This is a genomic window from Ruegeria sp. CDSA034 (assembly GCF_059612275.1).
The window spans coordinates 128,242-150,477 of sequence record NZ_JBXWQH010000003.1; the positions used below are offsets into that span (position 1 = coordinate 128,242).

The 22,236-nt window shown below is 57.2% G+C and carries 20 protein-coding genes; 14 read left to right on the forward strand and 6 right to left on the reverse strand.

Translation table 11 applies throughout. The annotated features are described in order from the left end of the window. Position 1: 1 nt before the first annotated feature. On the reverse strand, positions 2-466 hold the full coding sequence (locus AC2FLJ_RS07410; RefSeq protein WP_282154201.1) for a (2Fe-2S)-binding protein: 465 nt from the start codon (positions 464-466) through the stop codon (positions 2-4). Positions 467-606: 140 nt separating this feature from the next. Between AC2FLJ_RS07410 and AC2FLJ_RS07415 the strand changes: the two genes are divergently transcribed. Continuing rightward, the gene (locus AC2FLJ_RS07415) at positions 607-1,209 is read left to right on the forward strand and encodes a TetR/AcrR family transcriptional regulator (RefSeq protein ID WP_058274090.1); all 603 of its coding nucleotides are present in this window, start codon (positions 607-609) and stop codon (positions 1,207-1,209) included. A 53-nt stretch (positions 1,210-1,262) separates the two neighbouring features. On the opposite strand, the gene AC2FLJ_RS07420 is transcribed toward AC2FLJ_RS07415, so the two are convergent. Genes AC2FLJ_RS07420 through AC2FLJ_RS07435 form a run of 4 tightly spaced genes read right to left on the reverse strand, consistent with a single transcriptional unit; the run spans position 1,263 to position 5,058 of the window. Further along, on the reverse strand, positions 1,263-2,051 hold the full coding sequence (locus AC2FLJ_RS07420; RefSeq protein ID WP_282169278.1) for a heme ABC transporter ATP-binding protein: 789 nt from the start codon (positions 2,049-2,051) through the stop codon (positions 1,263-1,265). Between the two features lie 3 nt (positions 2,052-2,054). Beyond that, positions 2,055-3,131 carry a FecCD family ABC transporter permease gene (locus AC2FLJ_RS07425; RefSeq protein WP_496696931.1) on the reverse strand — a complete coding sequence of 359 codons (1,077 nt, stop codon included), beginning with the start codon at positions 3,129-3,131 and terminating at the stop codon, positions 2,055-2,057. Then, positions 3,128-4,003, reverse strand: a complete 876-nt coding sequence (locus AC2FLJ_RS07430) for a heme/hemin ABC transporter substrate-binding protein (protein WP_496696929.1) — start codon at positions 4,001-4,003, stop codon at positions 3,128-3,130. Before AC2FLJ_RS07430 ends, AC2FLJ_RS07425 begins: the two co-directional genes overlap by 4 nt. Continuing rightward, positions 4,003-5,058: a hemin-degrading factor gene (locus AC2FLJ_RS07435; protein WP_496705075.1), complete on the reverse strand. Its 1,056-nt coding sequence runs from the start codon at positions 5,056-5,058 to the stop codon at positions 4,003-4,005. The genes AC2FLJ_RS07430 and AC2FLJ_RS07435 overlap by 1 nt, the downstream gene beginning before the upstream one ends. 233 nt (positions 5,059-5,291) lie before the next feature. Between AC2FLJ_RS07435 and AC2FLJ_RS07440 the strand changes: the two genes are divergently transcribed. Genes AC2FLJ_RS07440 through AC2FLJ_RS07465 form a run of 6 tightly spaced genes read left to right on the forward strand, consistent with a single transcriptional unit; the run spans position 5,292 to position 10,024 of the window. Next, on the forward strand, positions 5,292-7,322 hold the full coding sequence (locus AC2FLJ_RS07440) for a TonB-dependent receptor domain-containing protein (RefSeq protein WP_472724068.1): 2,031 nt from the start codon (positions 5,292-5,294) through the stop codon (positions 7,320-7,322). A 20-nt stretch (positions 7,323-7,342) separates the two neighbouring features. After that, on the forward strand, positions 7,343-7,789 hold the full coding sequence (locus AC2FLJ_RS07445) for a hypothetical protein (RefSeq protein WP_282154207.1): 447 nt from the start codon (positions 7,343-7,345) through the stop codon (positions 7,787-7,789). A 28-nt stretch (positions 7,790-7,817) separates the two neighbouring features. Continuing rightward, on the forward strand, positions 7,818-8,462 hold the full coding sequence (locus AC2FLJ_RS07450; RefSeq protein ID WP_496696925.1) for a MotA/TolQ/ExbB proton channel family protein: 645 nt from the start codon (positions 7,818-7,820) through the stop codon (positions 8,460-8,462). Beyond that, positions 8,452-8,823 (forward strand): biopolymer transporter ExbD, encoded by a 372-nt coding sequence (locus AC2FLJ_RS07455; protein ID WP_496705078.1) that lies wholly within the window; start codon positions 8,452-8,454, stop codon positions 8,821-8,823. Before AC2FLJ_RS07450 ends, AC2FLJ_RS07455 begins: the two co-directional genes overlap by 11 nt. Further along, a complete protein-coding gene (locus tag AC2FLJ_RS07460; RefSeq protein ID WP_496696921.1) occupies positions 8,820-9,215 on the forward strand; it encodes an ExbD/TolR family protein in 396 nt (131 codons plus the stop codon). Before AC2FLJ_RS07455 ends, AC2FLJ_RS07460 begins: the two co-directional genes overlap by 4 nt. Next, positions 9,212-10,024 (forward strand): cell envelope integrity TolA family protein, encoded by an 813-nt coding sequence (locus AC2FLJ_RS07465; RefSeq protein WP_496705080.1) that lies wholly within the window; start codon positions 9,212-9,214, stop codon positions 10,022-10,024. Before AC2FLJ_RS07460 ends, AC2FLJ_RS07465 begins: the two co-directional genes overlap by 4 nt. A 20-nt stretch (positions 10,025-10,044) precedes the next feature. On the opposite strand, the gene AC2FLJ_RS07470 is transcribed toward AC2FLJ_RS07465, so the two are convergent. Then, positions 10,045-10,827: a FadR/GntR family transcriptional regulator gene (locus AC2FLJ_RS07470; protein WP_496696917.1), complete on the reverse strand. Its 783-nt coding sequence runs from the start codon at positions 10,825-10,827 to the stop codon at positions 10,045-10,047. Between the two features lie 351 nt (positions 10,828-11,178). Here AC2FLJ_RS07470 and AC2FLJ_RS07475 point away from each other — a divergent pair, with 351 nt between their 5' ends. The 7 genes from AC2FLJ_RS07475 to aceF all read left to right on the forward strand — a co-directional run bounded on the left by AC2FLJ_RS07475 (position 11,179) and on the right by aceF (position 22,226). Next, positions 11,179-12,228, forward strand: coding sequence for a TRAP transporter substrate-binding protein (locus tag AC2FLJ_RS07475; RefSeq protein ID WP_496696915.1), 1,050 nt, complete (start codon positions 11,179-11,181; stop codon positions 12,226-12,228). Between the two features lie 114 nt (positions 12,229-12,342). Further along, positions 12,343-14,406 carry a TRAP transporter large permease subunit gene (locus AC2FLJ_RS07480; protein WP_496705083.1) on the forward strand — a complete coding sequence of 688 codons (2,064 nt, stop codon included), beginning with the start codon at positions 12,343-12,345 and terminating at the stop codon, positions 14,404-14,406. Positions 14,407-14,418: 12 nt separating this feature from the next. Then, positions 14,419-15,606, forward strand: coding sequence for an alpha-hydroxy acid oxidase (locus tag AC2FLJ_RS07485; protein ID WP_496705085.1), 1,188 nt, complete (start codon positions 14,419-14,421; stop codon positions 15,604-15,606). Beyond that, a complete protein-coding gene (gene dld / locus AC2FLJ_RS07490; protein ID WP_496705087.1) occupies positions 15,603-17,300 on the forward strand; it encodes a D-lactate dehydrogenase in 1,698 nt (565 codons plus the stop codon). The genes AC2FLJ_RS07485 and dld overlap by 4 nt, the downstream gene beginning before the upstream one ends. A 235-nt stretch (positions 17,301-17,535) precedes the next feature. Next, complete coding sequence (gene phbB, locus AC2FLJ_RS07495; protein WP_472724058.1) at positions 17,536-18,258, forward strand: acetoacetyl-CoA reductase; 723 nt, start codon at positions 17,536-17,538, stop codon at positions 18,256-18,258. Between the two features lie 38 nt (positions 18,259-18,296). Next, positions 18,297-20,951, forward strand: a complete 2,655-nt coding sequence (aceE, locus tag AC2FLJ_RS07500; protein ID WP_496705089.1) for a pyruvate dehydrogenase (acetyl-transferring), homodimeric type — start codon at positions 18,297-18,299, stop codon at positions 20,949-20,951. A 27-nt stretch (positions 20,952-20,978) separates the two neighbouring features. Next, positions 20,979-22,226 carry a dihydrolipoyllysine-residue acetyltransferase gene (gene aceF / locus AC2FLJ_RS07505; RefSeq protein WP_496705091.1) on the forward strand — a complete coding sequence of 416 codons (1,248 nt, stop codon included), beginning with the start codon at positions 20,979-20,981 and terminating at the stop codon, positions 22,224-22,226. Positions 22,227-22,236 lie beyond the last annotated feature (10 nt).

Below are 22,236 nucleotides of genomic sequence, written 5' to 3' on the forward strand. Positions count from 1 at the left end.
ATCAGGCCTCCAAAATTTCAGATGCGCGCTGGATGCCGGCGCGAATGCGTTGATAGGTGGCGCAACGGCAGGCGTTGCCATGCATGTAATCGTCAATCTCTTCGACGCTGGGTTTGGGGTTTTCGGACAATAGTCCAACCGCCGACATCACCTGACCCGACTGGCAATAGCCGCACTGGACCACGTCGAGTTCGATCCAAGCTTGTTGAATGGCCGCACCGATTTTGTCGTCTCCAACCGCCTCGATTGTGGTGATCTCAGCATCTTCGACATCTTCGATGTAAGTCTGGCACGAGCGCACAGGCTCGCCGTTCAGATGCACGGTGCACGCGCCACAGGATGCGACGCCGCAGCCGAATTTTGTTCCAGTCAGCTTAAGTTCATCCCGGATCACCCAGAGCAGGGGCGTGCCGGGTTCGGCGTCGACCGTGTGGGTCTCGCCGTTCAGTTTCAAAGTCAATGCCATGAGGGGGCTCTCCGTGTTGGGCTGGTTACCTGAGTCGGTAAACTGGCGGGTTTACACTAGGCCAGAAACCCGCGCGTGTAAACTGGTGAGTTTACGTAGTGTTTGACCTTGATCTGTCAATGGGTCTATAGCTTTAAAATATGAACGAATGCACAGCGCCGAATGCGTCCAAACATGCCCAGATCATCGAAGCGGCCGTAGCGGAATTCCAAGAAAAGGGGTTCGCCGCCGCCAGCATGGACCGTATTTCAGCGCAGGCCGAGGTGTCCAAGCGCACGCTTTACAAGTACTTTGAAAGCAAGGAAAACTTGTTTAGATCCATCGTGTTGGAGCTGTCTAACCGGTTCGCGGCCGTTCGGGATATCCGCTATGAAAAAGGGCGCGACATTCGTAAGCAGCTAACCGATCTGGCCTGGGCCGAGGGGCGCATTCTGATGCTGCCCGAAGTGATGGCGATGGCACGGATGGTGATCAGCGAAACTCTGCGCAACCCTGATCTGGCTGCCGCTGCGCAAGGCAAACTGGACAAAACAGCGATCTTTATCGAGATGCTGAGGGATGCAGCCGAAGACGGGCAGTTACGGATCGAAAACCCCGAACAGGCGGGACAGGAATTCATCGGCCTGATCAAGTCGAGAGCTTTCTGGCCGATGGTTTTCTCTGGCAATGTTCTGACCGAAGTCGAAATGACCGCGACTATAGACAGCAGTGTCGAGATGATACTGAGCCGTTACGGCGTCTAGTTTCGGTGCGTGATTAGGGCAGGCGGAAATACTGCTCGCCCTGAGTGTGCCCTTTACGCGGTTAAGGCCTGTCGCATGGCCTGCGGCAGGATGAACGGAACCTGAGCTTTAGGCAGGGTGCTGATAGGCAGGTCGATACCATAGACCTGCAGCATCGTCTGGTCGTTCAGGATCGCAGTTGGCGTGCCTGAGCCCCAAACAGATCCTTCGGACATGACATACACATAATCGGCAAACAGCGCCGTCAGGTTCAGGTCGTGCATAACCACAACAACGCCGCCGCCTTGTGTGGCGAAGTTTCTTGCGACGCCCAGCACAGTGAACTGATGTGCGATGTCCAGGCTTGCAACGGGTTCGTCCAGCAACAGCCATCTGGGCTGATCGTGGTATGTCGCGTCCCAGACTTGGGTCAGAACGCGGGCAAGCTGAACTCGTTGCTGCTCACCACCCGAAAGGTTCTGGTAAGACCGGTGCTCAAACCCAGCGAGGTCGACATGAGCCAGCGCGCGGGAAGGCAGGCTGTCATCCGCTGCAGCTAGCCCGTTTGCAAGGCCCAGTCGGACGATCTCGAGCACAGTGAAGGGAAAGGCAACGGTTGACGATTGCGGTAGAACCCCGCGCATTGCAGCTAGTTGCCAAGGCTTCAGCTCGGAAATGCTGTGCCCGTTCAGGGAAATCTCTCCACAAGATTCAAGTTCGCCTGATAAGGCTTTGAGTAACGTAGATTTCCCCGAGCCATTCGGGCCGATGATGGCTGTGACTTTTCCGGGTTCTGCGTCAAAGTCCACGCCGTGCAGAATCTCTTTACGGCCGAGTTTGACGTGTATGTTTTCGCCCTTCATCACTTACATTCCCATTGTTCCGTGACGCCGCAGCAGAATCCACAGGAAGACCGGTGCGCCTAAGATTGCAGTTACGATGCCAATCGGCAGTTCGGCCGGTGCCACGATCAGGCGACTGATCATGTCGGCACACAGCAGTAAGCTAGCCCCTAACAGGGCCGAGTTCATCAACAGGCGGTGGTGGTCCGGTCCGGTCGCCAACCGCAGCAGATGCGGCACAACGATACCGATGAAACCAATGCCTCCGGAGACTGCGACGGCGGCTCCGGTCGCGCCGGCCACGGCCAGAATGGCGATGTTTTTGCTGCGCTGAACCGGGATTCCCATGTGGTGCGCCACGGCTTCGCCCATCGCCATGCCGTTCAGCGCACGGGCAAGGAACTGGGCCGTGAACACGGAAATCAAGATGATCGGAGCGGCCGTGGCTGCTTTGGTCCATGTTGCGCCGGCCAGCGAGCCCATGCCCCAGAACGTCAGGTCGCGCAGCTGTTGGTCATCGGCCATGTAGACCAGAACCCCGGACACAGCGCCCGACAGCGCACCCAACGCGATCCCTGCCAACAGCATGGTTGCAACCGATGTCTGCCCGCCTCGTGTTGAAACGCGATAGAGCAGCAAGACGGACGTCCACCCGCCCAGGAATGCCGCCACGGCGACCAAGCTATTACCGACCCAGGCCAGAATGGAGGCGGGCAGGTACGCACCGAGGATGATCGCGGAAATCGCGCCCAGACCGGCACCTGCGCTGACGCCCACAATTCCGGGGTCAGCCAAAGGGTTGCGAAACAGGCCCTGCATCACCACGCCGGAAACCGCCAAAGCGGCGCCGACAAGAATTCCCATCGCCAGCCGGGGCAGGCGGATATCCCACAGGACGATCCGGTCGAGGTCCGACATGTCCCGCCCGGCAATCAGGTCTGCGAATGCTGCGCGAACGGATGCGTCCGACGCGCCGACCGAGATGCTGCAGATGCTGGTGAAGACCAACAGCGCCAAAAGGGCCAGAGTGACCCGGCGTGCCGTCACTCGGCGGTCGTGCGCAGCCACGTTGAGGCCATCGTGATCCATTGCAACGGTCATGAGCCGATTATTCTCTGCAATTCCGCCGACAGATCAGCAATCGCCTCGGCCGTTCGGGGGCCAAACCCCAGCAGATAAGCACCCTGCATGCGGATCAGACGTTTTTTCTGTCCAGCGGGCGTCAGCTTGATGGCTGGCATGGCAAACAGATCTTCATTGGCAGTGATGTGGTTGCCTTGTCGATCCATCATCAGAATCACGTCCGGCGCGGTTGTGGCGATCGCTTCGGGTGTCATGGGTTTAAAACCCGATACGTTGCCAGCCGCGTTCACGCCGCCAGCCAGACGAATGATACTGTCTGCCTGTGTGTCCGCGCCGCCAACCATGATGCGATTATCCTGAGCCGACAAGACAAACAGAACCCGGGGTGTGCCGCCCACCGAAGCATCAACTGCATTCGAATGGGCCCCGTCAATCTTGGCACCGGTCTGATTGGCAAGTTCTTCGGCGGCATCTTCGACACCCAGGGCGGCCCCGACAGCCCGGATTTTTTCCACCACGCCGTCGCGTGAATAGTCTTCACTGATCGAGACGAAGGGCACACCGGCCTCTCTGAGAACCTCGACAGCCTCCGGTGGTCCGGACCCTTCCAGTGCCACGATCAGATCGGGTTTCACCGACAAGACCCCTTCGGGTGACAGCGCACGAATATAGCCGACATCGGGCAGGTCCAGCACATCAACCGGGTAGGTCGAGGTCCGGTCCCGCCCAACAAGGCGGTCCTGCTGACCCAGGGCATAGACGATCTCTGTCACGGAACTGCCGATGGCGATGATGCGGTTGGGTTCTGGCTCATCTGCTGCGATAGCCGCTGTTCCGATCAGCGCGCCGGCTACCGCGACGACCGATGAAAACCTGCAAAGCGGGCTCATCACGCCACCTCGGTTTCTTTTTTGGATTGCAGGCCTGCTACCAGTTGGTCCCAGGCCGGGCGGTGATCGTTTTCGCCTGAACGGCGGCCAAATATCTGCAGAATAAGACCACCTTCGGCATCGAACGCCTCAACTGAAACGGCGGGACCGCGTTGGGTTGGTTTGGTCACGGCCCAAACCTCGGCAATATGATCCGAGCGCAGGTGCAAATTGAAGCGCGGATCAAGCACGTTGAACCACGGACCCATCTGTTTAAGCGTCTCAACCGACCCACCGTGAATTTCGATGCACCCCCGGTTGCCGACGAAGACCATGATCTCAAGCCCTTGGTCCCGGACCTGTTCGAACATCTGGGAAACCGCTGCCGGTTCAAGCGCGCGAACCAGCGGTTCACCAGCGACGCGGTAGGCGCCCAATCGGTTCATCTTCAGCTTTGAGGTTAGGCGCAGGAACTGGTGTGTATCCGTCATCTTGGCCCATTCCGTTCGCAGAAGTTCGACCTTGTCGGTGTTCACCTTGGCGGCCTCGGTTGGCTTTCGCGGCTCGACACTCAGCGTCTGGGATTGGTCATCTGCCTGCAATTTCCTGACAAGTTCGTCCCAGTGGTTCAGGTCAGAGCCATCACGCAGAAAGATCTTGTGCACCGCATCCCCAGCGGCATCAAAAACTTGAAGGGATCGCTTTGTCCCTTTGTCCGTTTCACGTTCGATGGCAAAGGCGTGGACCCAATGGCCGGGGAACATGCGCAGGTCAATCTCTTCGGTCAGAACCATCGAAGCATGCGCACCGGAGTGGTAGTTGTCGTATTGCCCGACCTTTTCAATGACGCAAGAGAGGTTGCGCGTCAGCACCATGACCTCACCCAGCCCGTTGAGCATCGGGAAGATGTCATCAAGGCTTGCCGAAAGCCGCGTTACGTCGATACCCGCAAACGCCGCAACGAGTTGACCTTCGGTTATTCCAAGTGATTCCGCTAAGTCGCGGTCACGTTTTCCGGTGTTTTCAACATAGGCCGCACGAATTTGATCCGGGGCCAGAAGCACCTGTTCCGTCATGGGTTTTTCCATCTTCGATTGTCATGGGTGTCGGGCTGGCACGGCCACCGTTGAACGCGGTGTACTGCTGGCGGCGGTCGTAAGAACGACCAGGAATTTATGTTGACTGTTTTAGTCAACTTTATTAACGAGCACAAGTCGCCAAAAAAGGCGATTCCAAAAATCATAAAAGACTGACCAAGCCAGCGCGGAGCAAGCATTTCCGGTCCTCTTAAAATTTCGAAGGGACAGAAATGCGTTCGCGTATTCAAAAGATGGGGTTGCTTGGTACGGTGTCGTGCCTGAGCATGGTGGCGGCTGGTGCTTCGGCGCAAGAGCAGGATGAAGGCTTTCTGGGCACGCTGGAACTGGGTGAAAGCAAACGGGAAATCCAAACGGATACTGCCGTGCCGGTCACCAATATCGATCAGGAAGAGATCAACGACCGTCAGGCCAACACCGTCGCAGAACTGATTGACACGGTGCCCGGTGTGACGCTGGTCAATGGCTCGACACCGCAAGGGTCGGGGATCAATATCCGTGGGTTCGGTGCCAACGGCACCTTTGGGACCGACCAGAAAGTGCTGATCCTTGTCGATGGGGCTACAACCGGCGCGGAGGAGTTGTATCGGATCGGCAATCAGTTGTTCACTGATCCGCAGCTATATAAAAGCGTCTCAGTCATTCGCGGCACTGTGGGGTCGTTCGAATACGGTTCGGGTGTCGTAGGCGGCGTGGTTCAGTTGGAAACCAAAGACGCGTCAGATTTCACCGGTGGTGAGCCCGGCTTCCGGTTCCGTCAAACGCTGGAAGGGTATTCCAACGGGAACGGCTTTGCCTCGTCGTCCATCCTAGCCTGGCAGCCAAACCGCCAGACCGAATTCCTGTTTAACTACACCTACCGTGATCAGGACGATCAGAAGGACGGCAATGGCGATACGATCGGTAACAGTGCCTTCACGCTGCCGTCGCTTCTGGCAAAGGGTAAATACAGCTTTGGTGACGACCTCGAACACTCGATCACCGCGTCCTATAATCAGTCGACGTCGGAAGAACGCGATGTTCCGTATGACTCGTTCGGCACGACATCGGATTCATTTGGCAACGTAGACCGCGATATCGAAACGAAAATCGGCATTCTACGGTATCAATACCGTCCGGCGGGCAACGACCTGATCGATCTGGACGTAAACCTCAGCTACTCGGAGCAGGAGATTGACAGCTCTTACGTGCCCGGGTCCTCAAGCCTGGAAGGAACGCCATTCTTCCCAAGCATTCGTGGGCTGGCTGACGCGACGCACAACTATGAAACCACGAAGCTGACGATCAAGAATACGTCGTACTTCCAAACCGGTGTCGCCTCGCACGACCTGCGCGCCGGGATCGAATTCATCAATCGCGAGCGTCTGGACGCGCCCTCGGCCCCTGGTGGTACCGATCGTCGTGTCGCACTGTTTGCCGTGGACGATATTCAGATCGGCGATCAGCTGACCATCACTCCGGCGATCCGGTACGAGACGCAGGACATCAAAGGCGACGGTGATGCACCGGCTCCGCGCAATGAAAGCTATGACAACAACGCGCTGATGGGCGGTTTGTCTGCAAGGTACGAATTCGCCAGCGGCTTTGCCGTGTTCGGCAGTGGGGCATACACGGAAAACCTGCCAATCATCGACGATCTGGGCACACCAGCATACATGACCCAACCTGAAAAGTCGCGCACATGGGAAGCGGGCTTCTCGTATAATCGTGGCGATGTTTTTGCTGCGGGTGATGTGGTTCGTGCCAAGGTCAATTTCTATAAGACAGATCTTTGGGACATCACGTCTTATGTATCGGGCAGTCCTTCCCGCCCGCTGCAGGAAGTTGAAACCAAAGGCGTTGAAATCGAGGCATCTTATGCCAGCGCGGCTGGGTACTATGTCGACTTCAACGCAAACATCGTCAAAGGGACTGAAACCAGCTCGCTTGGCGTGGACTCACCATGGCGGAACGAGCCGACAGACTCGGCGCGGGTAACAGTCGGCAAACGCTTTGGCGAAACTCTGGACGTCAGCTGGGAGCTGTTCGGCGCCAAATCCGGCACCGACTCAAGCGGAGATCCGGTTGCTGGCTACGGCGTGAACACCCTGCGCGCGACCTATCTGCCGCAGGAAGGCGCGTTTCAGGGTTTCGAAGTTCGCGCAGGCGTCGAGAACATCTTTGACAAGAACTATCTGCCGAACCTTTCGACCCGCAACTCACCGGGCCGGAACTTCAAGCTGACCCTGGCCAAAACCTTCTGATCCACACGAAAGGACCAGTCATGCAGACAACAATCAAAAGAAATGCTCGGGTGGTCCTGCTGACCCTGCTCCCAATTTTGGGGGCAGGGATTGCCAGCGCAGAGGAAACGCAAAAACCCAGCGGCGTATCAATCGAACTCAGCAGTGCCGAGGCAAAGGGCGAAAGCTGTTTGCTGAGCTTTGTCGCTGAAAATACCTATGGCATCGATATCGATGGCGCGGTTTATGAGACCGTTCTCTTCGGCGCAGAAGGTCAGGTGGCCCTTCTGACACTACTTGATTTTGCCGAATTGCCTGCGGGCAAGCCCCGTGTGCGGCAGTTCCAGTTCAACGACATGGCTTGCGATCAGATCAGCCGAATACTGATCAACGGTGTACAGGAATGTGTGACACAATCTGACATGGCCGATGCCTGCATGTCCGGGCTTACGCTCACAAGTCGCCTTGAAACGGAAGTGATCGGGTGAGGTTATGGACGCAGTAATAAGAAAAATAATGGAAATTCTGGAATTGGGCGGGCCGGTTGTTGCCATCCTGATCGTGACCTCAATCGCAACACTTTCGTTGGTTCTGTACAAGCTGTGGCAGTTTCGCGTCGCAGGTGTCGGTCGTCATATTGAGCTTTCGCGCGCCATTCAGGCCTGGGATCGCAGGGACCTTGCCGAGACAACGGCACATCTGCGCAATAGCCGCAGCTACTTGGCGCCGGTGATCGCGATGGCTTTGTCTGGAGAGGATCGCACCTTGTCAGAGCGTACCGACGCCGAGGCCGAAGCGCGGTTTGCCCAACTTGAGCAAGGGTTCAACGTCTTGGATATGGTCGCCCAACTTGCGCCGCTTCTGGGGCTTTTCGGGACCGTATTAGGCATGATCGAGGCGTTCCAAACTCTACAGGGCGCGGGCAATTCTGTTGATCCGTCGCTGCTGGCCGGTGGTATTTGGGTGGCCCTGTTGACGACCGCTGCCGGCCTTGCAGTCGCTATGCCGACATCAATGGTCCTGACGTGGTTCGAGGCGCGCATGAACCGTGAGCGTACCTTTGCCAACCGCGCTTTGCGAACTGTGTTTGCACCGGGCTATGCTGAGGACGCGCCGATGGCTGACCAAACCCCGCAACAGGTTTTCGCCCATGGCACTTAACGTCCGCAGAAGACGGCGCAGGCGCTTGTCGATGACGTCCTTGATTGACGTCATCTTTCTGCTGTTGCTGTTCTTCATGCTGACGTCGACGTTCTCCAAATATGGCGAAATCGAATTTGCCACTGCCGCTGCCGGAGGGGCGGAAACTGACCGGGTAATCCGCTTTGTCAAACTTGAGGCCGACCGTATTTTGGTTGATGGCACGCTTGCCGCGTTCGAAGACATGGCCATGGTGATGGCGACCGATAAGCCTCAGACCGCGTTGATCAGTCTTGGACAGAACGCGACTTCGCAACAGCTGATTGATTTGCTTTCGGTGCTGAAAGGCATCGACCATTTGCGCGCACAGGTGATCGGATGATTCAACTCAAACGCAAGGCAAAACAGGGTCGAGAGCCAACGATCGCACTGATCAATGTCGTCTTTCTGATGCTCATCTTTTTCATGATTGCAGGCACGCTTGCACCGCCGCTGAGTAAATCGGTGAAGCTGGTGGAAACCAGTGATCTGGACGGTCGCGAGCCACCCGATGCTTTGGTCATTCGTAGCGATGGTTCACTGGAATACCGGGGCGCCGAACTGACTGGAGTTGAGGCGTATGTGGAACGCGCGTCGATCAACCTGCCGCTGGATGATGTTCGCGTCGTGCCGGACCGGGCTTTGCCTGCTGTTCGGCTGAAAGAGGTCAGTGATGCCTTGCGCGCGCTGGGTGCAAAAAGGGTGTACGTGGTCACAGAAAGGGGTTTGCAATGATACCCAGATCGCGTGGCATAGCTGTTGCCGCTTTGGCGCTAGCCGCAGCCACTCATGTTCTTGCCCTGCATGACTTTTCCGCAGGTGAACCGGTGCTTGTCGAAGGTGGCGGGTCGGGCGAGGTTGCTGCGCTGGGGGATGCCTTCAAGGACTATGTGACGGGGGCCACCGCCTCGACACCCGCTACTGCACATCAACCGACCGTCGCACCGACACAGCGACAAACTGCGGTCAGCCCAACCTCTCAGGCCCGGGCGTCAGTTCCCGGGGCGATAAAGCATACTGTCGCCGACACCAAAGCCGCCGTCGCGGTGACCCATCGACAAGCATCCGCCGAAGCGCAAGAAGCAGCGCCGTCAGAGACGGAAGCCGTCGCGAAAACCCCAGCCGTGAAACCGGCGGACCCGACCAAACAAAAGGTCGATCAGGTTGCGTCGCAGGCAGGAAATTCTGAAAAGAGCGCCAGAAAAGGCAATGCATCGGGAAAAACCAGCAAAGGCGCTGCGACGGCCAAAAAGACAAGTTCCATAGCGGCCGGGCAGGGTAACGCTGAGGTCAGCAATTACAGAGGGCACGTAATGCGCAAGATCACCCGTGCCCGTCGTAAGAACGTCAATATTCGTGGTGCGGTGTTGGTGAGTTTTCGGATTGGCGACAATGGGGCGCTTGTAAGTGTCACCGTCAAGCGCAGCTCGGGGTCGAAACGACTGGATCAGGTGGCACTTGCGCAAGTACGCGCGGCAGCGCCGTTTCAGCCACCACCTGCCGCAGCCCGTCGTGATTACATGATTGAGATCGTTGGAAAGTAAGAACGACTTGCGCTGCCCGATCAGAGTTTTGAATCAGACAGAAGGCGGCGCTTTTCGGCCATTGCCTCACGGCGGCGTCTTTCAATGCCAAGCTTGAAGGACTCTTCAACAAAGTCGATGTGGTCATACGCAGCCTTTTCCGCGCGTGTTTCGTCGCCTGCGATGACCGCCATTCCAAGTTCGCGATGCTGCTCCATCAGCAGCTTGCCCGTGCCGTCGATGGTCTTTAGAAAATCACGATTGTAGAACACGCCTTGCCGTGTGAGCTCGTAGATAGACGCCATCATGTGGATGAGTGTCGCGTTTTGGCTGGCGTCCACAATTGCCGCGTGCAGCGCAAAATCCGCCTCACGCGATGCAAGCGCGTCTTTCTCGCGCCATGCGCGTTCATCCTCGGCCAAGATATTCGTGATCCGTTCCTTATCCGCTTTGGTCGCCCGCCGCGCGGCGAGCTTAGCGGCAAAGCCTTCCTGTTCGCGCCTGTATTCGAGATAGTCAAAAAAAGCGGGCTCATGGCGTTCGTAAAGCGCCAACAAGGCAGGGAGCATGGCGCTGCCTGTCAACGCAGCTACGAAAGTGCCTTCACCATGCTGTGTCGTCACCAGGCCTCGTTCTTCAAGAACCGCCAGCGCCTCACGCAGTTTGGGGCGGGAGACGCGAAGGGTTTCCGCCAGATCGCGTTCCGATGGCAGTTTGCGACCCTGCTTGAGAATGCCCGAAGCAATCAGGTCTTCAATCTGAGCCACCACTGCATCCGAGAGTGATTCGTGCCCAATCGGTTCGAAAATCGCTGTCGTGTTCATCGTGGTTTACCCTTCTGAAGAAGTTTCAGAACCCCTTTGGTAAATAAAAGTAATCTTTGAGTGTGTGTTTTTCAATGCCTGATTTAGTGGGGAAACCTCTCGGATTATTTGGAGTGCAACTGGTTATCGTTAAACAAAAAAAGATCGAAACACTCGCCCAATCATCGTCGGCGGCGGCCCTCTTAAGTTTAGGCGTTCTGGATCTTCTCTAGGCAAATAGCAATCGAGCCATTGGTAAATAAAGTTGTTGACTGAAATGTTTGGTCAACTTTATTTACCAATGTGGCGCAGGAAGATCTCGCGTCACAAATTCATCGGACGCCAAGTCCGACCGACCCTGGAGGAGATTTCATGAAAAAGACCCTGACGAGCCTTGCCGTGGCTGCCAGCCTGATGGCGGCACCTGCGATTGCTGCTGACAAACTGCTGCTGAAAACCCCGATTGCTTTCTCGACCGAGCTTCCAGGGTTGGGTTCCCCGATCCCTCGTGTTGCCGAGCAGCTTGACCTGATGTCTGGCGGTACGCTGAAGATGAAGGTTTACGAGCCGGGCAAATTGGTCCCGCCGTTCGAAATTCTGGATGCCGTGTCGACTGGCAAGATTAACTCGGGCTACACCACCGCTGGTTACTGGGCGGGTAAAATCCCGGCTGCGCCGCTGTTCTCGGCGGTTCCGTTTGGCCCTGAGGCGGGCGAATACATGGCGTGGCTGTATTACGGCAACGGAATGTCACTGTATCAAGAGATGTATGATCAGGCAGGATACAACGTTCATGTAATCCCCTGCGCGGTCATTGCCCCTGAAACGTCGGGCTGGTTCGCGACCGAGATCAACACCCCTGAAGATCTGAGTGGCCTCAAGATGCGCTTCTTCGGTCTGGGTGGAAAAGTCATGCAGAAACTGGGCGTGGCAACCTCGTTGCTGCCGGGCGGTGAGATTTTCCCCGCGCTTGAAAAAGGCGCCATCGACGCAACCGAGTTTTCGATGCCTGCCATCGACGCGCGTCTGGGCTTTCACAAACTGGTTAAGTTCAACTATTTCCCCGGTTGGCACCAGCAGGCGACCGTGTTCGAGCTGATGATCAACAAGGACGTCTGGAACGAAACCAGCGAGCAGCACAAGGCGATCATCGAAAACGCCTGTAAGGCTTCGATGGCTGACAGTTTTGCCGAAGGTGAGGCCATCCAGCATGCGGCCCTGATCGACAACGTTGAAAACAACGGCGTCACCATCAAGCAATGGTCGCCCGAGATGCTGGACACCTTCCGTGCCACCTGGGATGAGGTTGCTGCCGAAGAGGCCGCCAACGATGCCTTCTTTGCCAAGGTTCTGTCCGACATGAACGAGTTCCGCGACGGCTATGTCCTGTGGAAAACCAATGCGTTCCTCCCCCGTCAGTAACCCGACTTGCTGACGCGTCCGGGGCAGGGGCAACTCTGCCTCGGACATTATCAGGATTTCAAACCTGCATTCCCTTGACCGCGCTAGCGCCGGTCAACTGAGCGAGGATTACCCATGGCCACGCAAAAGAACCTCAATGATCCGGTCGAAGCCTATGAAGGCATCCTGGAGCACCCCGAAACTGACCGCCAAAAAATGGCCGTTGCTATTGATACTGGTGTAAAAACCGTCGGGCATGTGGTGATGTGGGCCAATGTCCTGTTGATGGCCGCGATCTTCAGCCAGGTTTCGCTGCGCTATCTGTTCAGCCAGAACTATCCCAAACTGGACGAGATCCAGTGGCACTTTTACGGCATCGTCACGATGATCGGCATATCCTATGCCTTGATCACAGACAGCCACGTGCGCGTTGACGTTCTGCACATGCAATTATCCCGTCGCGCGCAGCGTGTGATCGAAGTGATCGGCATTCTGACTCTGCTGACCCCATTCATCTATCTGATGATCGATCAAGGGTATGATTACTTCTACGAAAGCTTCCGCGTCAGCGAGCGCTCGGACAGCCCAACAGGTCTGCCTGCGCGCTGGGCCTTCAAGGCGGTCATTCCGATCAGTTTTGTTCTGCTGGGCTTGGCCGCGCTGGCGCGATTGATCCATGACGGGCATGCGCTTATGTACGGGCCTGCGTCAGAGCGCGAAGGTGCACCCCTGCGCCGAGTCCTTCTGGTGCTGGCCGTATTTGCCGCGGTTTGTATTGGCCTGACCTTCCTGGTTGAAACGACTGAGGAAAAGCTGGTCATCGCAATGTTCCTGACATTCATTGCGCTGCTTTTCACCGGGTATCCGGTGGCTTGGGTTCTGGCCGGTGTCGGCGTTGCCTATTGTGGGCTGGCCTATCTGTTCGACAACGATCTGATGCTGTGGACAGGGTTGGAAAGCACCTTTACGGGACTCGATTATCTGACCTTGGGGGCTGTGGTGAACCGGGTCTACGCGACCATGTCCAACGCGGTTCTGGTTGCGCTGCCGATGTTCATCTTTATGGGCCTGATGCTGGACGAAAGCGGCGTGGCCGAGCGTCTGATGTCCTCGATGCAGCGCCTATTTGGTACGGTGCGCGGCGGTTTGGCGATCACGGTCACGCTGATCGGGATCATCCTTGCCGCCTCGACTGGTATCATCGGTGCATCCGTGGTTCTGCTAGGTGTGCTGTCGCTGCCGTCAATGATGCAGCAAAAGTACCAACCCACGCTGGCGGCTGGAGTGGTTTCGGCCTCAGGCACGCTGGGCATCCTGATCCCGCCGTCGATCATGCTGGTGATCATGGCTGACCAGATGGCATTGTCGGTAGGCGATCTGTTCATGGCCGCGGTCTTTCCGGGTGTCATCATTGGTGGCCTTTACCTGACTTACATCTTTATCCTCGCTTTGGTGAAACGCGATGCGGCACCAGTGCCCGAGGGTGCAAAAGCCCCCGATTGGGCCGCCGTCAAGGACGTGCTGTTTGCCGTCATCCCAACCCTGTTGTTGATCCTTGCGGTACTGGGTTCGATCTTTGCCGGGCTGACGACGCCAACCGAGGCTTCGGGCATCGGTGCGTTGGGTGCAACACTGCTTGCGCTGGGCTATCGCAAGCTGACATTCGCCAAGCTGTGGAATGTGCTGGTGTCGACCTTCAACACGACCGCCTACATCTTCGCAATCTTCCTGGGCGCGACCGTATTCTCTTATGTCCTGCGGGAACTCGGTGGGGATGAGTTGATTGAACATGTCGTGCAGTCCACCGGCTTTGGTGCGAACGGCACGATCCTCTTCATCCTGTTCATCGTCTTCCTGCTGGGTTTTGTTCTGGACTGGATCGAAATCACGTTGATTGTGCTGCCGCTGATGCGCCCCATCGTGAACGGTCTGGGAATCGATATTCCCGGATTTGGAGTACTGGATGAACCGGCGCTTGTGTGGTTCGTGATTCTGGTGGCAGTTACGCTGCAGACCAGCTTCCTAACCCCACCCGTTGGTTTCGCCTTGTTCTATCTCAAGGGCGTCTGCCCGCCCGAGATCAAACTGACGCATATCTACAAGGGCATCATCCCCTTTGTCCTGCTGCAATTGACCGGACTGGCTCTTGTCTTCCTGTGGCCCACACTTGCCACCTGGTTGCCATCCGTCGCCTATTAAGGAGGAAGAGTCATGCGTCTGAAGGACTGTCATAACTTTCAGGATTTCCGCAGATTGGCCAAGCGCCGCCTGCCGGGGCCGATCTTCAACTATATTGACGGCGGCGCGGATGATGAGGTGACTTACCGCGAAAACACACGGACGTTTGATCGGTGTGATCTGCTGCCATCGGTCCTGCGTGGGGTGACGGACGTGGACATGTCGGTCACCGTGATGGGGCAAAAGCTGGATATGCCGTTTTATTGCTCGCCGACGGCTTTGCAGCGCCTGTTCCACCATCAGGGCGAACGCGCTGTGGCAGCGGCCGCCGAGAAATATGGCACCATGTTCGGGGTTTCGTCGCTGGGCACTGTTTCGTTGGAAGAATTGCGCCAGAAGCATAAGAACCCGCAGGTCTATCAATTCTACTTCCACAAGGATCGCGGCCTGAACTCTGCCATGATGCAGCGCGCCAAAGAGGCGGGTGTCGAGGTCATGATGCTGACCGTCGACAGCATCACCGGCGGCAACCGAGAGCGCGATCTGCGGACGGGGTTCTCGATTCCGTTCCGGCTTACGCTGGGCGGCATGATCCAGTTTGCGATCAAGCCGATGTGGGGCATCAACTATGTCACGCATGAAAGGTTCCGCCTTCCGCAGCTGGAAGGGCATGTAGATATGGGCGGCGGTGCCAGTTCGATCGGCGGCTATTTCACCGATATGCTGGATCCGTCGATGGACTGGGACGATGTGGCCGAAATGGTGCGAGAGTGGGACGGTCAGTTCTGCCTCAAAGGCATCATGACCGTCGAGGACGCACGCCGCGCGGCTGACATCGGGTGTACCGGCATCATCCTGTCGAACCACGGCGGTCGCCAGTTGGACGGCTCGCGTACGCCGTTTGATCAGTTGGCCGAGATTGTGGATGCCGTCGGCGACAAGCTGGACGTGATGATGGACAGCGGAATTCAGCGCGGAACCCATGTGCTCAAGGCGTTGTCTTTGGGTGCCAAGGCGGTCGGGGTAGGGCGGCACTATCTGTATCCATTGGCTGCCGCTGGTCAGCCGGGCGTCGAACGGGCGTTGGGATTGATGCGGGCCGAGATCGAGCGCGACATGAAGCTGATGGGCGTAACGCGGCTCGACCAACTGTCGCGCACTAACCTGCGCTTCCGGGACACAGCGACCAGTCCTGGCGATGCACATCGGAACGCGGCATGATCAACGAAGCCCTCATAACCAAATTTCGCGCCATCGTCGGCGCCCGTAATGTGCTAAAAGGCGAACGCGCGACCGAGCGGTTCCGCCGCGGGTTCAGATCGGGTGAGGGCAAAGCACTCTGCGTCGTTCGACCCGGTGCTTTGCTGGAACTGTGGCACGTTCTGCAGGCCTGCGTCGCCGCCGACAAGATCGTCATCATGCAGGCGTCCAATACTGGCCTGACCGAAGGGTCTACACCCAAAGGCGGTTACGACCGTGACGTTGTGCTGATTAATGTCAGTCGGATGAAAGCCCTGCACCTTTTGCAAGACGGTCAGCAGGTTCTAAGCCTGCCGGGCGCGTCTCTGTTTGAGTTGGAGAAGCAGCTAAGGCCACTGGGGCGAACACCGCATTCGGTAATCGGGTCCTCCAGCATTGGGGCCTCGATCGTGGGTGGGGTTTGCAACAATTCCGGCGGTTCCTTGTGCGAGCGCGGACCCAGTTATACAGAGCTTGCCCTTTTCGCCCAGATCGCCGCGGATGGGACGCTGAAACTGGTGAACCATCTGGGGCTGGATTTGGGCGACACTCCAGAGGAAATCCTGACCCGTGTTGAAGCCGGGGATTTCGACAAGGATGCCCCGACACCTCAGGGTCGCAATGCGTCGGACCCGGATTACACTGCGATCCTGCGCGATGTCGATGCGGACACGCCCTCGCGTTACAGCAATGACGAACGGCTGTTGTACGAAGTGTCCGGCTGTGCGGGCAAACTGGCGGTATTCGCAGTGCGGCTTGATACCTTCCCGACCTATGAGCGTGAGCAGGTCTTTTACATCGGTACAAACGACCCTGCTGACCTTACCGACCTACGTCGCCACATCCTGACGCGTTTCGAAACTCTGCCTGTTTCGGCTGAATACGTGCATCGCGAGTGTTTCGATATCGCTGCGAAATACGGCAAGGACACTCTGGTTATGATCGACAAGCTGGGGACCGACCGGCTGCCGATGTTCTTTGCTATGAAGGGCGCGGTGGACTCGCGTCTGAACAAGTTTTCGTTGACCCGGGGTTTCACCGACAAGTTCATGCAGGTTGTTGCAAAGCTTTGGCCCGAGCATCTGCCGGAGTTCCTGTATGAGTATCGTGACAGGTATGAACACCACCTCATCTTGAAAGTGCATGACAGCGGTATCGAAGAGGCGGCGGTGTTTCTTCCCGAATTCTTTGGTTCCCGCAGCGCCGAATTTGTCACCTGCACCCCGCGTGACGCCAAGATCGCCGGGTTGCATCGATTTGCTGCTGCGGGTGCCGCTGTGCGGTATGGCCATGTCCATTCCGACGAAGTCGAAGAGATACTGGCGCTGGATATCGCGCTGCGTCGCAATGATCGTGATTGGTTCGAAACGCTGCCGCCTGAGATCACCGATCAGTTGGTTGGCAAAGTCTATTACGGCCACTTGATGTGCCACGTGATGCACCAGGATTACATCATCAAAAAGGGATGCGATCCAAGGGCGATCAAGACTGCGATGCTTCGAATACTTGATGAGCGCGGGGCCGAATATCCGGCCGAGCACAATGTCGGCCACCTCTACAAGGCCAAGCCGGATCTCGCGGCGCATTACAGGCGCTGCGATCCAACTAATTCCTTTAACCCCGGGATCGGTAAAATGTCGAAGTTCCGGGATTACGTTGGTGACAAGCCCCGGTGACCGTGGTCGCAATCGCGTGCCGTCCTTTGCGTGTTGACCGTGAGCGGTTGCATAAACACTCCGATAACTCTCTGTAAGAAAATAATTTTAAGATTAAAATTTCAAGTAGTTTAATATTAAACCTTTCCTAAAACGCATAGCCGCTATTCCGCTCAGGCCTATCCGGTGGTAAAAAATTACGCTACGTAACACTGCAAGTTAGGTCAAAGTCACTGACTAATTGGAGGGATTAGAGATGACACGAACTGCACTTGTAACCGGTGGTAGCCGGGGTATCGGCGAAGCGATTTCCAGAAAGTTGAAAGCTGAAGGATATACTGTTGCCGCGACCTATGCCGGCAATGACGAAAAGGCGGCTGCTTTTACCGCCGAGACCGGCATCAAAACCTATAAATGGAATGTCGCAGATTACGAAGCCTCGGCCGCTGGGATCGCGCAGGTCGAGGCCGAGATTGGATCGATCGATATTGTGGTCGCCAACGCCGGGATTACCCGCGACGCGCCGTTCCACAAGATGACGCCCCAGCAGTGGAAAGATGTCATAGACACCAACCTGACCGGCGTTTTCAACACCATCCACCCAATCTGGCCCGGTATGCGCGAGCGTAAGTTCGGCCGTGTCATTGTCATCAGTTCTATCAACGGCCAGAAAGGCCAGTTTGCGCAAGCCAACTATGCCGCCACCAAGGCAGGTGATCTGGGAATCGTCAAATCTCTGGCACAGGAAGGCGCGCGCGCAGGCATTACCGCAAACGCTATCTGCCCCGGTTATATCGCCACTGAGATGGTCATGGCCGTGCCTGAAAAGGTCCGCGAGGCCATTATCGGCCAAATCCCGGCGGGACGGCTGGGCGAACCCGAGGAAATCGCCCGCTGTGTGGCCTTCTTGGCCTCGGATGACGCCGGGTTTGTCAACGGCTCAACGATTTCTGTCAACGGCGCACAATTCTTCGTCTGACACTCCTCGGGACACAGTTTGAGAAAGGAACCTGCCCAATGAAAGACCTCGAACCCGATATCGACCCGGTAGAAAGTCAGGAATGGCAGGACGCCATTGAAGACGTGATTGAACGAGACGGTGCGAACCGTGCGCATTTCCTGTTGGACAAGGCCGTGCAGAAGGCCCGCGCCGCCGGGGCGACGCTGCCGTTTTCGGCTACAACGCCCTATCAGAATACCATCCCGGTCGATGATCAGTACGCCTTTCCCGGCGATCCTGAGATGGAGTGGCGGATCCGTACGATCAACCGCTGGAACGCCATGGCTACCGTGGTTCGGCGCAACAAAGTCAGCAGCGAATATGGCGGCCACATTGCCTCCTTTGCCTCATCAGCTGTTATGTATGACGTGGGCCTGAACCACTTCTGGCGATCGAAATCGGCGATCCACGGTGGCGACCTGGTGTTTTTTCAAGGCCATGTGATCCCCGGCATCTATGCCCGGTCCTTCATGGAAGGGCGCATCACTGAAGAGCAGCTGGAAAACTTCCGCTCCGAGGTCGATGGCGGCGGGCTGTCCAGCTATCCGCACCCGTGGTTGATGCCGGATTACTGGCAGTTCCCGACGGTCTCGATGGGCTTGGGTCCACTGATGGCGATCTATCAGGCGCGGTTCATGAAATACATGCACAACCGGGGTCATATCGACATGGCCGACCGTAAAGTGTGGTGCTTCCTCGGCGATGGCGAGATGGACGAACCCGAAAGCCGGGGTGCAATTGACCTGGCCGTGCGAGAAGGCCTGGATAACCTGATCTTCGTGATCAACTGCAACCTGCAACGGCTCGATGGTCCGGTTCGCGGCAACGGCAAGATCGTGCAAGAACTTGAGGGCGACTTCCGCGGTGCGGGCTGGAACGTGATCAAGCTGCTTTGGGGTAAGGGCTGGGATCAACTGCTGGAAAAAGATACGAGCGGGCGGTTGCGTCAGTTGATGGATGAAACCGTCGATGGCGACTACCAAACGTTCAAGTCGAAAGACGGTGCTTATATCCGCGAACATTTCTTTGGGAAATACCCGGAAACCGCTGCTTTGGTCGAAGACTGGACCGACGATCAGATCTGGGCATTGCGCCGGGGCGGACATGACCCAGAAAAAGTCTATACCGCATTCAAGCGCGCGACCGAGAACGAGGGCACGCCGACCTGCCTGCTGGTGAAAACCGTCAAGGGCTACGGCATGGGCTCGGCCGGTGAGGGGCAGAACACCACCCACCAGCAAAAGAAACTGGCCGAAGATCAGTTGCGTGCGTTCCGTGATCGGTTCCAGATCCCGGTCAGCGACGAAGACCTGCCCAACGCGCCGTTTGTGTCGTTGAACAACGCGCAAAAAGCTTATCTTGCCGACCGGCGCAAGGCTTTGGGCGGTGAGTTCCCCAAACGCGACAGTAGTGCACCAGCGCTGGAAATCCCCGCGCTTTCCAAGTTCGAAGCTCAACTGAAGGGCACCGGTGATCGTGAGATTTCGACCACAATGGCCTTTGTCCGCATCCTGACTACGCTGCTGCGTGACAAGGGAATGGGCAATAACGTGGTTCCGATCGTGCCGGACGAAAGCCGGACCTTTGGGATGGAGGGACTGTTCCGCTCGGTCGGGATCTACAACCCGTCGGGTCAAAACTATACCCCTGAAGATGCTGATCAGATGATGTTCTATAAGGAAACGACCAACGGTCAGGTCCTGCAGGAAGGCATCAACGAGGCTGGCGCCATGGCCGATTGGATTGCGGCAGCGACTGCCTATTCCAATCACGGCGTACCGATGATCCCTTTCTTCATCTACTACTCGATGTTTGGCTTCCAGCGCATCGGTGATCTGGCCTGGGCGGCTGGTGATAGTCGTGCGCGGGGCTTCATGCTAGGCGGTACAGCTGGTCGGACGACGCTGAACGGTGAAGGTCTGCAGCACGAGGATGGCCACAGTCACATTCTTGCGGGCACCATTCCGAACTGCATCACCTATGACCCGACCTTCAGCTATGAGGTCGCGGTGATCATCCAGAACGGCCTGCAGCGCATGTATGGCGATCAGGAAGATATCTATTTCTACCTGACCCTGATGAACGAAAACTATACGCACCCCGATATGCCGATGGGCGCGGAAGAGGGGATCATCAAGGGGCTGTACCGGTTCCAGGAAACCAAGAAGCCGGGCAAGAAGCACGTCAACCTGGTGGGCTCGGGTACAATTCTGTTGCAGGCGATGAAAGCGGCGGAATTGCTGAAGAAGGATTTCGGCGTGACGTCTGATATCTGGTCGGCCACCTCGTTCAACGAACTGGCCCGCGACGGGCAGGATGCGGCACGCGCCAACCGTCTGGACCCGCTGGCCGAGGAACGTGTGCCTTACGTGACCGAACAGCTTTCAAAGGCCAAAGGTCCGATCATTGCAGCCACTGACTATATGAAGAACTACGCCGAGCAGATCCGCGCATTTGTGCCGGGCCGCTATTCGGTGCTGGGCACGGATGGCTATGGCCGTTCGGACAGCCGGGTGAACTTGCGCCGGTTCTTTGAGGTCGACGCCAATCATATCGCAGCGGCGGCAATGGTCGATCTGTATCGCGAAGGTGCGGTGACCAAGGCCGAGCTCGAGAAGGCGCTCAAGACATATGAAATCGACGGCGACAAGCCGAACCCCCGGTTGGTTTAAACCCACGGGGCACGAGGAGACGTAGAAATGGCAATCGAAGTAACAGTCCCGGATATCGGGGATTTTGCGGATGTCCCGGTGATCGGCATCCTGGTCTCGGTCGGTGATACCGTCGCTGCCGAGGACCCGCTGATCGAATTGGAAAGCGACAAGGCCACGATGGAGGTTCCGTCGCCTGCCGCGGGTGTCATCAAGGAAATCAAAGTGTCCGAGGGCGACAACGTATCCGAGGGGGCGCTGATCCTGCTGCTCGAAGGCGAGGGGGCACCTACCGCCCCGGCCGAGGCCGCGCCCACGGTCGCACCGGCACCTGCGGCTGCCCCCGCACCAGCCACCCCGGCGGCGCCGGTGATGGACCAAGGGTTCGGCAAGGCCCATGCCTCGCCATCGGTGCGCGCCTTTGCCCGTCAGCTGGACATTGATCTGTCCAAGGTCAACGGCTCGGGCCGCAAGGGTCGTATCCTGCGCGAGGACGTCACCAAGTTCCTCAAATCCACAACTGCTGCCGCTCCGGCTGCTGCAGGTGCATCGGGTGGCATGGGTATCCCGCCGATCCCGGTGGTCGATTTCTCAAAGTTCGGCCCGGTCGAAGACGTGGAAATGCCTCGGATCAAAAAGCTGTCTGGCCCTGCGTTGCACCGGTCATGGCTCAATATCCCACATGTCACCCATAATGATGAGGCCGACATCACCGAGCTGGACAAATACCGCAAGGAAATGGACACGATGGCCAAGGAAGAAGGCTATCGCGTCACATTGCTGAGCTTTGTGGTCAAGGCCTCGGTCAATGCGCTGAAACAGCATTGGGAGTTCAACTCGTCGATCCACCCCGACGGCGACAAGCTGATCCGCAAATCTTACTACAACATAGGCTTTGCTGCAGACACGCCGAACGGCCTGGTTGTTCCGGTCATCAGAGATGCGGATCGTAAGGGCATTGTCGAGATCTCCAAGGATCTGATGGAGCTGTCGGGCAAGGCGCGTGCAGGTGAGCTGAAATCGAACGACATGCAGGGCGCGACGTTCACGATCTCGTCGCTGGGCGGTATCGGTGGCACCCATTTCACTCCGATCGTCAACGCGCCCGAGGTGGCCATTCTGGGCCTGACCCGGTCGAAGATGGCTCCGGTCTGGAATGGTGAAGAATTCGTGCCGCGCCTGATGCAGCCCTTGTCGCTCAGCTATGACCACCGTGCCGTTGATGGCGCCTTGGCTGCACGCTTTTGCGTCACGCTCAAGACGCTGTTGGGTGACATGCGCAAGTTGATGTGGTGAGGAGAGATCA

What these genes read in the sequence shown, in the direction of transcription:
- AC2FLJ_RS07435 (WP_496705075.1), bottom strand. Translation starts at nt 5,058, where the DNA reads ATGACGGAACAGGTGCTTCTGGCCCCGGATCAAATTCGTGCGGCCTAT.
- phbB (WP_472724058.1), top strand. Translation starts at nt 17,536, where the DNA reads ATGACACGAACTGCACTTGTAACCGGTGGTAGCCGGGGTATCGGCGAA.
- AC2FLJ_RS07455 (WP_496705078.1), top strand. Translation starts at nt 8,452, where the DNA reads ATGGCACTTAACGTCCGCAGAAGACGGCGCAGGCGCTTGTCGATGACG.
- AC2FLJ_RS07420 (WP_282169278.1), bottom strand. Translation starts at nt 2,051, where the DNA reads ATGAAGGGCGAAAACATACACGTCAAACTCGGCCGTAAAGAGATTCTG.
- AC2FLJ_RS07460 (WP_496696921.1), top strand. Translation starts at nt 8,820, where the DNA reads ATGATTCAACTCAAACGCAAGGCAAAACAGGGTCGAGAGCCAACGATC.
- dld (WP_496705087.1), top strand. Translation starts at nt 15,603, where the DNA reads ATGATCAACGAAGCCCTCATAACCAAATTTCGCGCCATCGTCGGCGCC.
- AC2FLJ_RS07465 (WP_496705080.1), top strand. Translation starts at nt 9,212, where the DNA reads ATGATACCCAGATCGCGTGGCATAGCTGTTGCCGCTTTGGCGCTAGCC.
- AC2FLJ_RS07440 (WP_472724068.1), top strand. Translation starts at nt 5,292, where the DNA reads ATGCGTTCGCGTATTCAAAAGATGGGGTTGCTTGGTACGGTGTCGTGC.
- AC2FLJ_RS07450 (WP_496696925.1), top strand. Translation starts at nt 7,818, where the DNA reads ATGGAAATTCTGGAATTGGGCGGGCCGGTTGTTGCCATCCTGATCGTG.
- AC2FLJ_RS07475 (WP_496696915.1), top strand. Translation starts at nt 11,179, where the DNA reads ATGAAAAAGACCCTGACGAGCCTTGCCGTGGCTGCCAGCCTGATGGCG.
- AC2FLJ_RS07445 (WP_282154207.1), top strand. Translation starts at nt 7,343, where the DNA reads ATGCAGACAACAATCAAAAGAAATGCTCGGGTGGTCCTGCTGACCCTG.
- aceF (WP_496705091.1), top strand. Translation starts at nt 20,979, where the DNA reads ATGGCAATCGAAGTAACAGTCCCGGATATCGGGGATTTTGCGGATGTC.
- AC2FLJ_RS07430 (WP_496696929.1), bottom strand. Translation starts at nt 4,003, where the DNA reads ATGAGCCCGCTTTGCAGGTTTTCATCGGTCGTCGCGGTAGCCGGCGCG.
- AC2FLJ_RS07470 (WP_496696917.1), bottom strand. Translation starts at nt 10,827, where the DNA reads ATGAACACGACAGCGATTTTCGAACCGATTGGGCACGAATCACTCTCG.
- AC2FLJ_RS07425 (WP_496696931.1), bottom strand. Translation starts at nt 3,131, where the DNA reads ATGACCGTTGCAATGGATCACGATGGCCTCAACGTGGCTGCGCACGAC.
- AC2FLJ_RS07415 (WP_058274090.1), top strand. Translation starts at nt 607, where the DNA reads ATGAACGAATGCACAGCGCCGAATGCGTCCAAACATGCCCAGATCATC.
- AC2FLJ_RS07410 (WP_282154201.1), bottom strand. Translation starts at nt 466, where the DNA reads ATGGCATTGACTTTGAAACTGAACGGCGAGACCCACACGGTCGACGCC.
- AC2FLJ_RS07485 (WP_496705085.1), top strand. Translation starts at nt 14,419, where the DNA reads ATGCGTCTGAAGGACTGTCATAACTTTCAGGATTTCCGCAGATTGGCC.
- aceE (WP_496705089.1), top strand. Translation starts at nt 18,297, where the DNA reads ATGAAAGACCTCGAACCCGATATCGACCCGGTAGAAAGTCAGGAATGG.
- AC2FLJ_RS07480 (WP_496705083.1), top strand. Translation starts at nt 12,343, where the DNA reads ATGGCCACGCAAAAGAACCTCAATGATCCGGTCGAAGCCTATGAAGGC.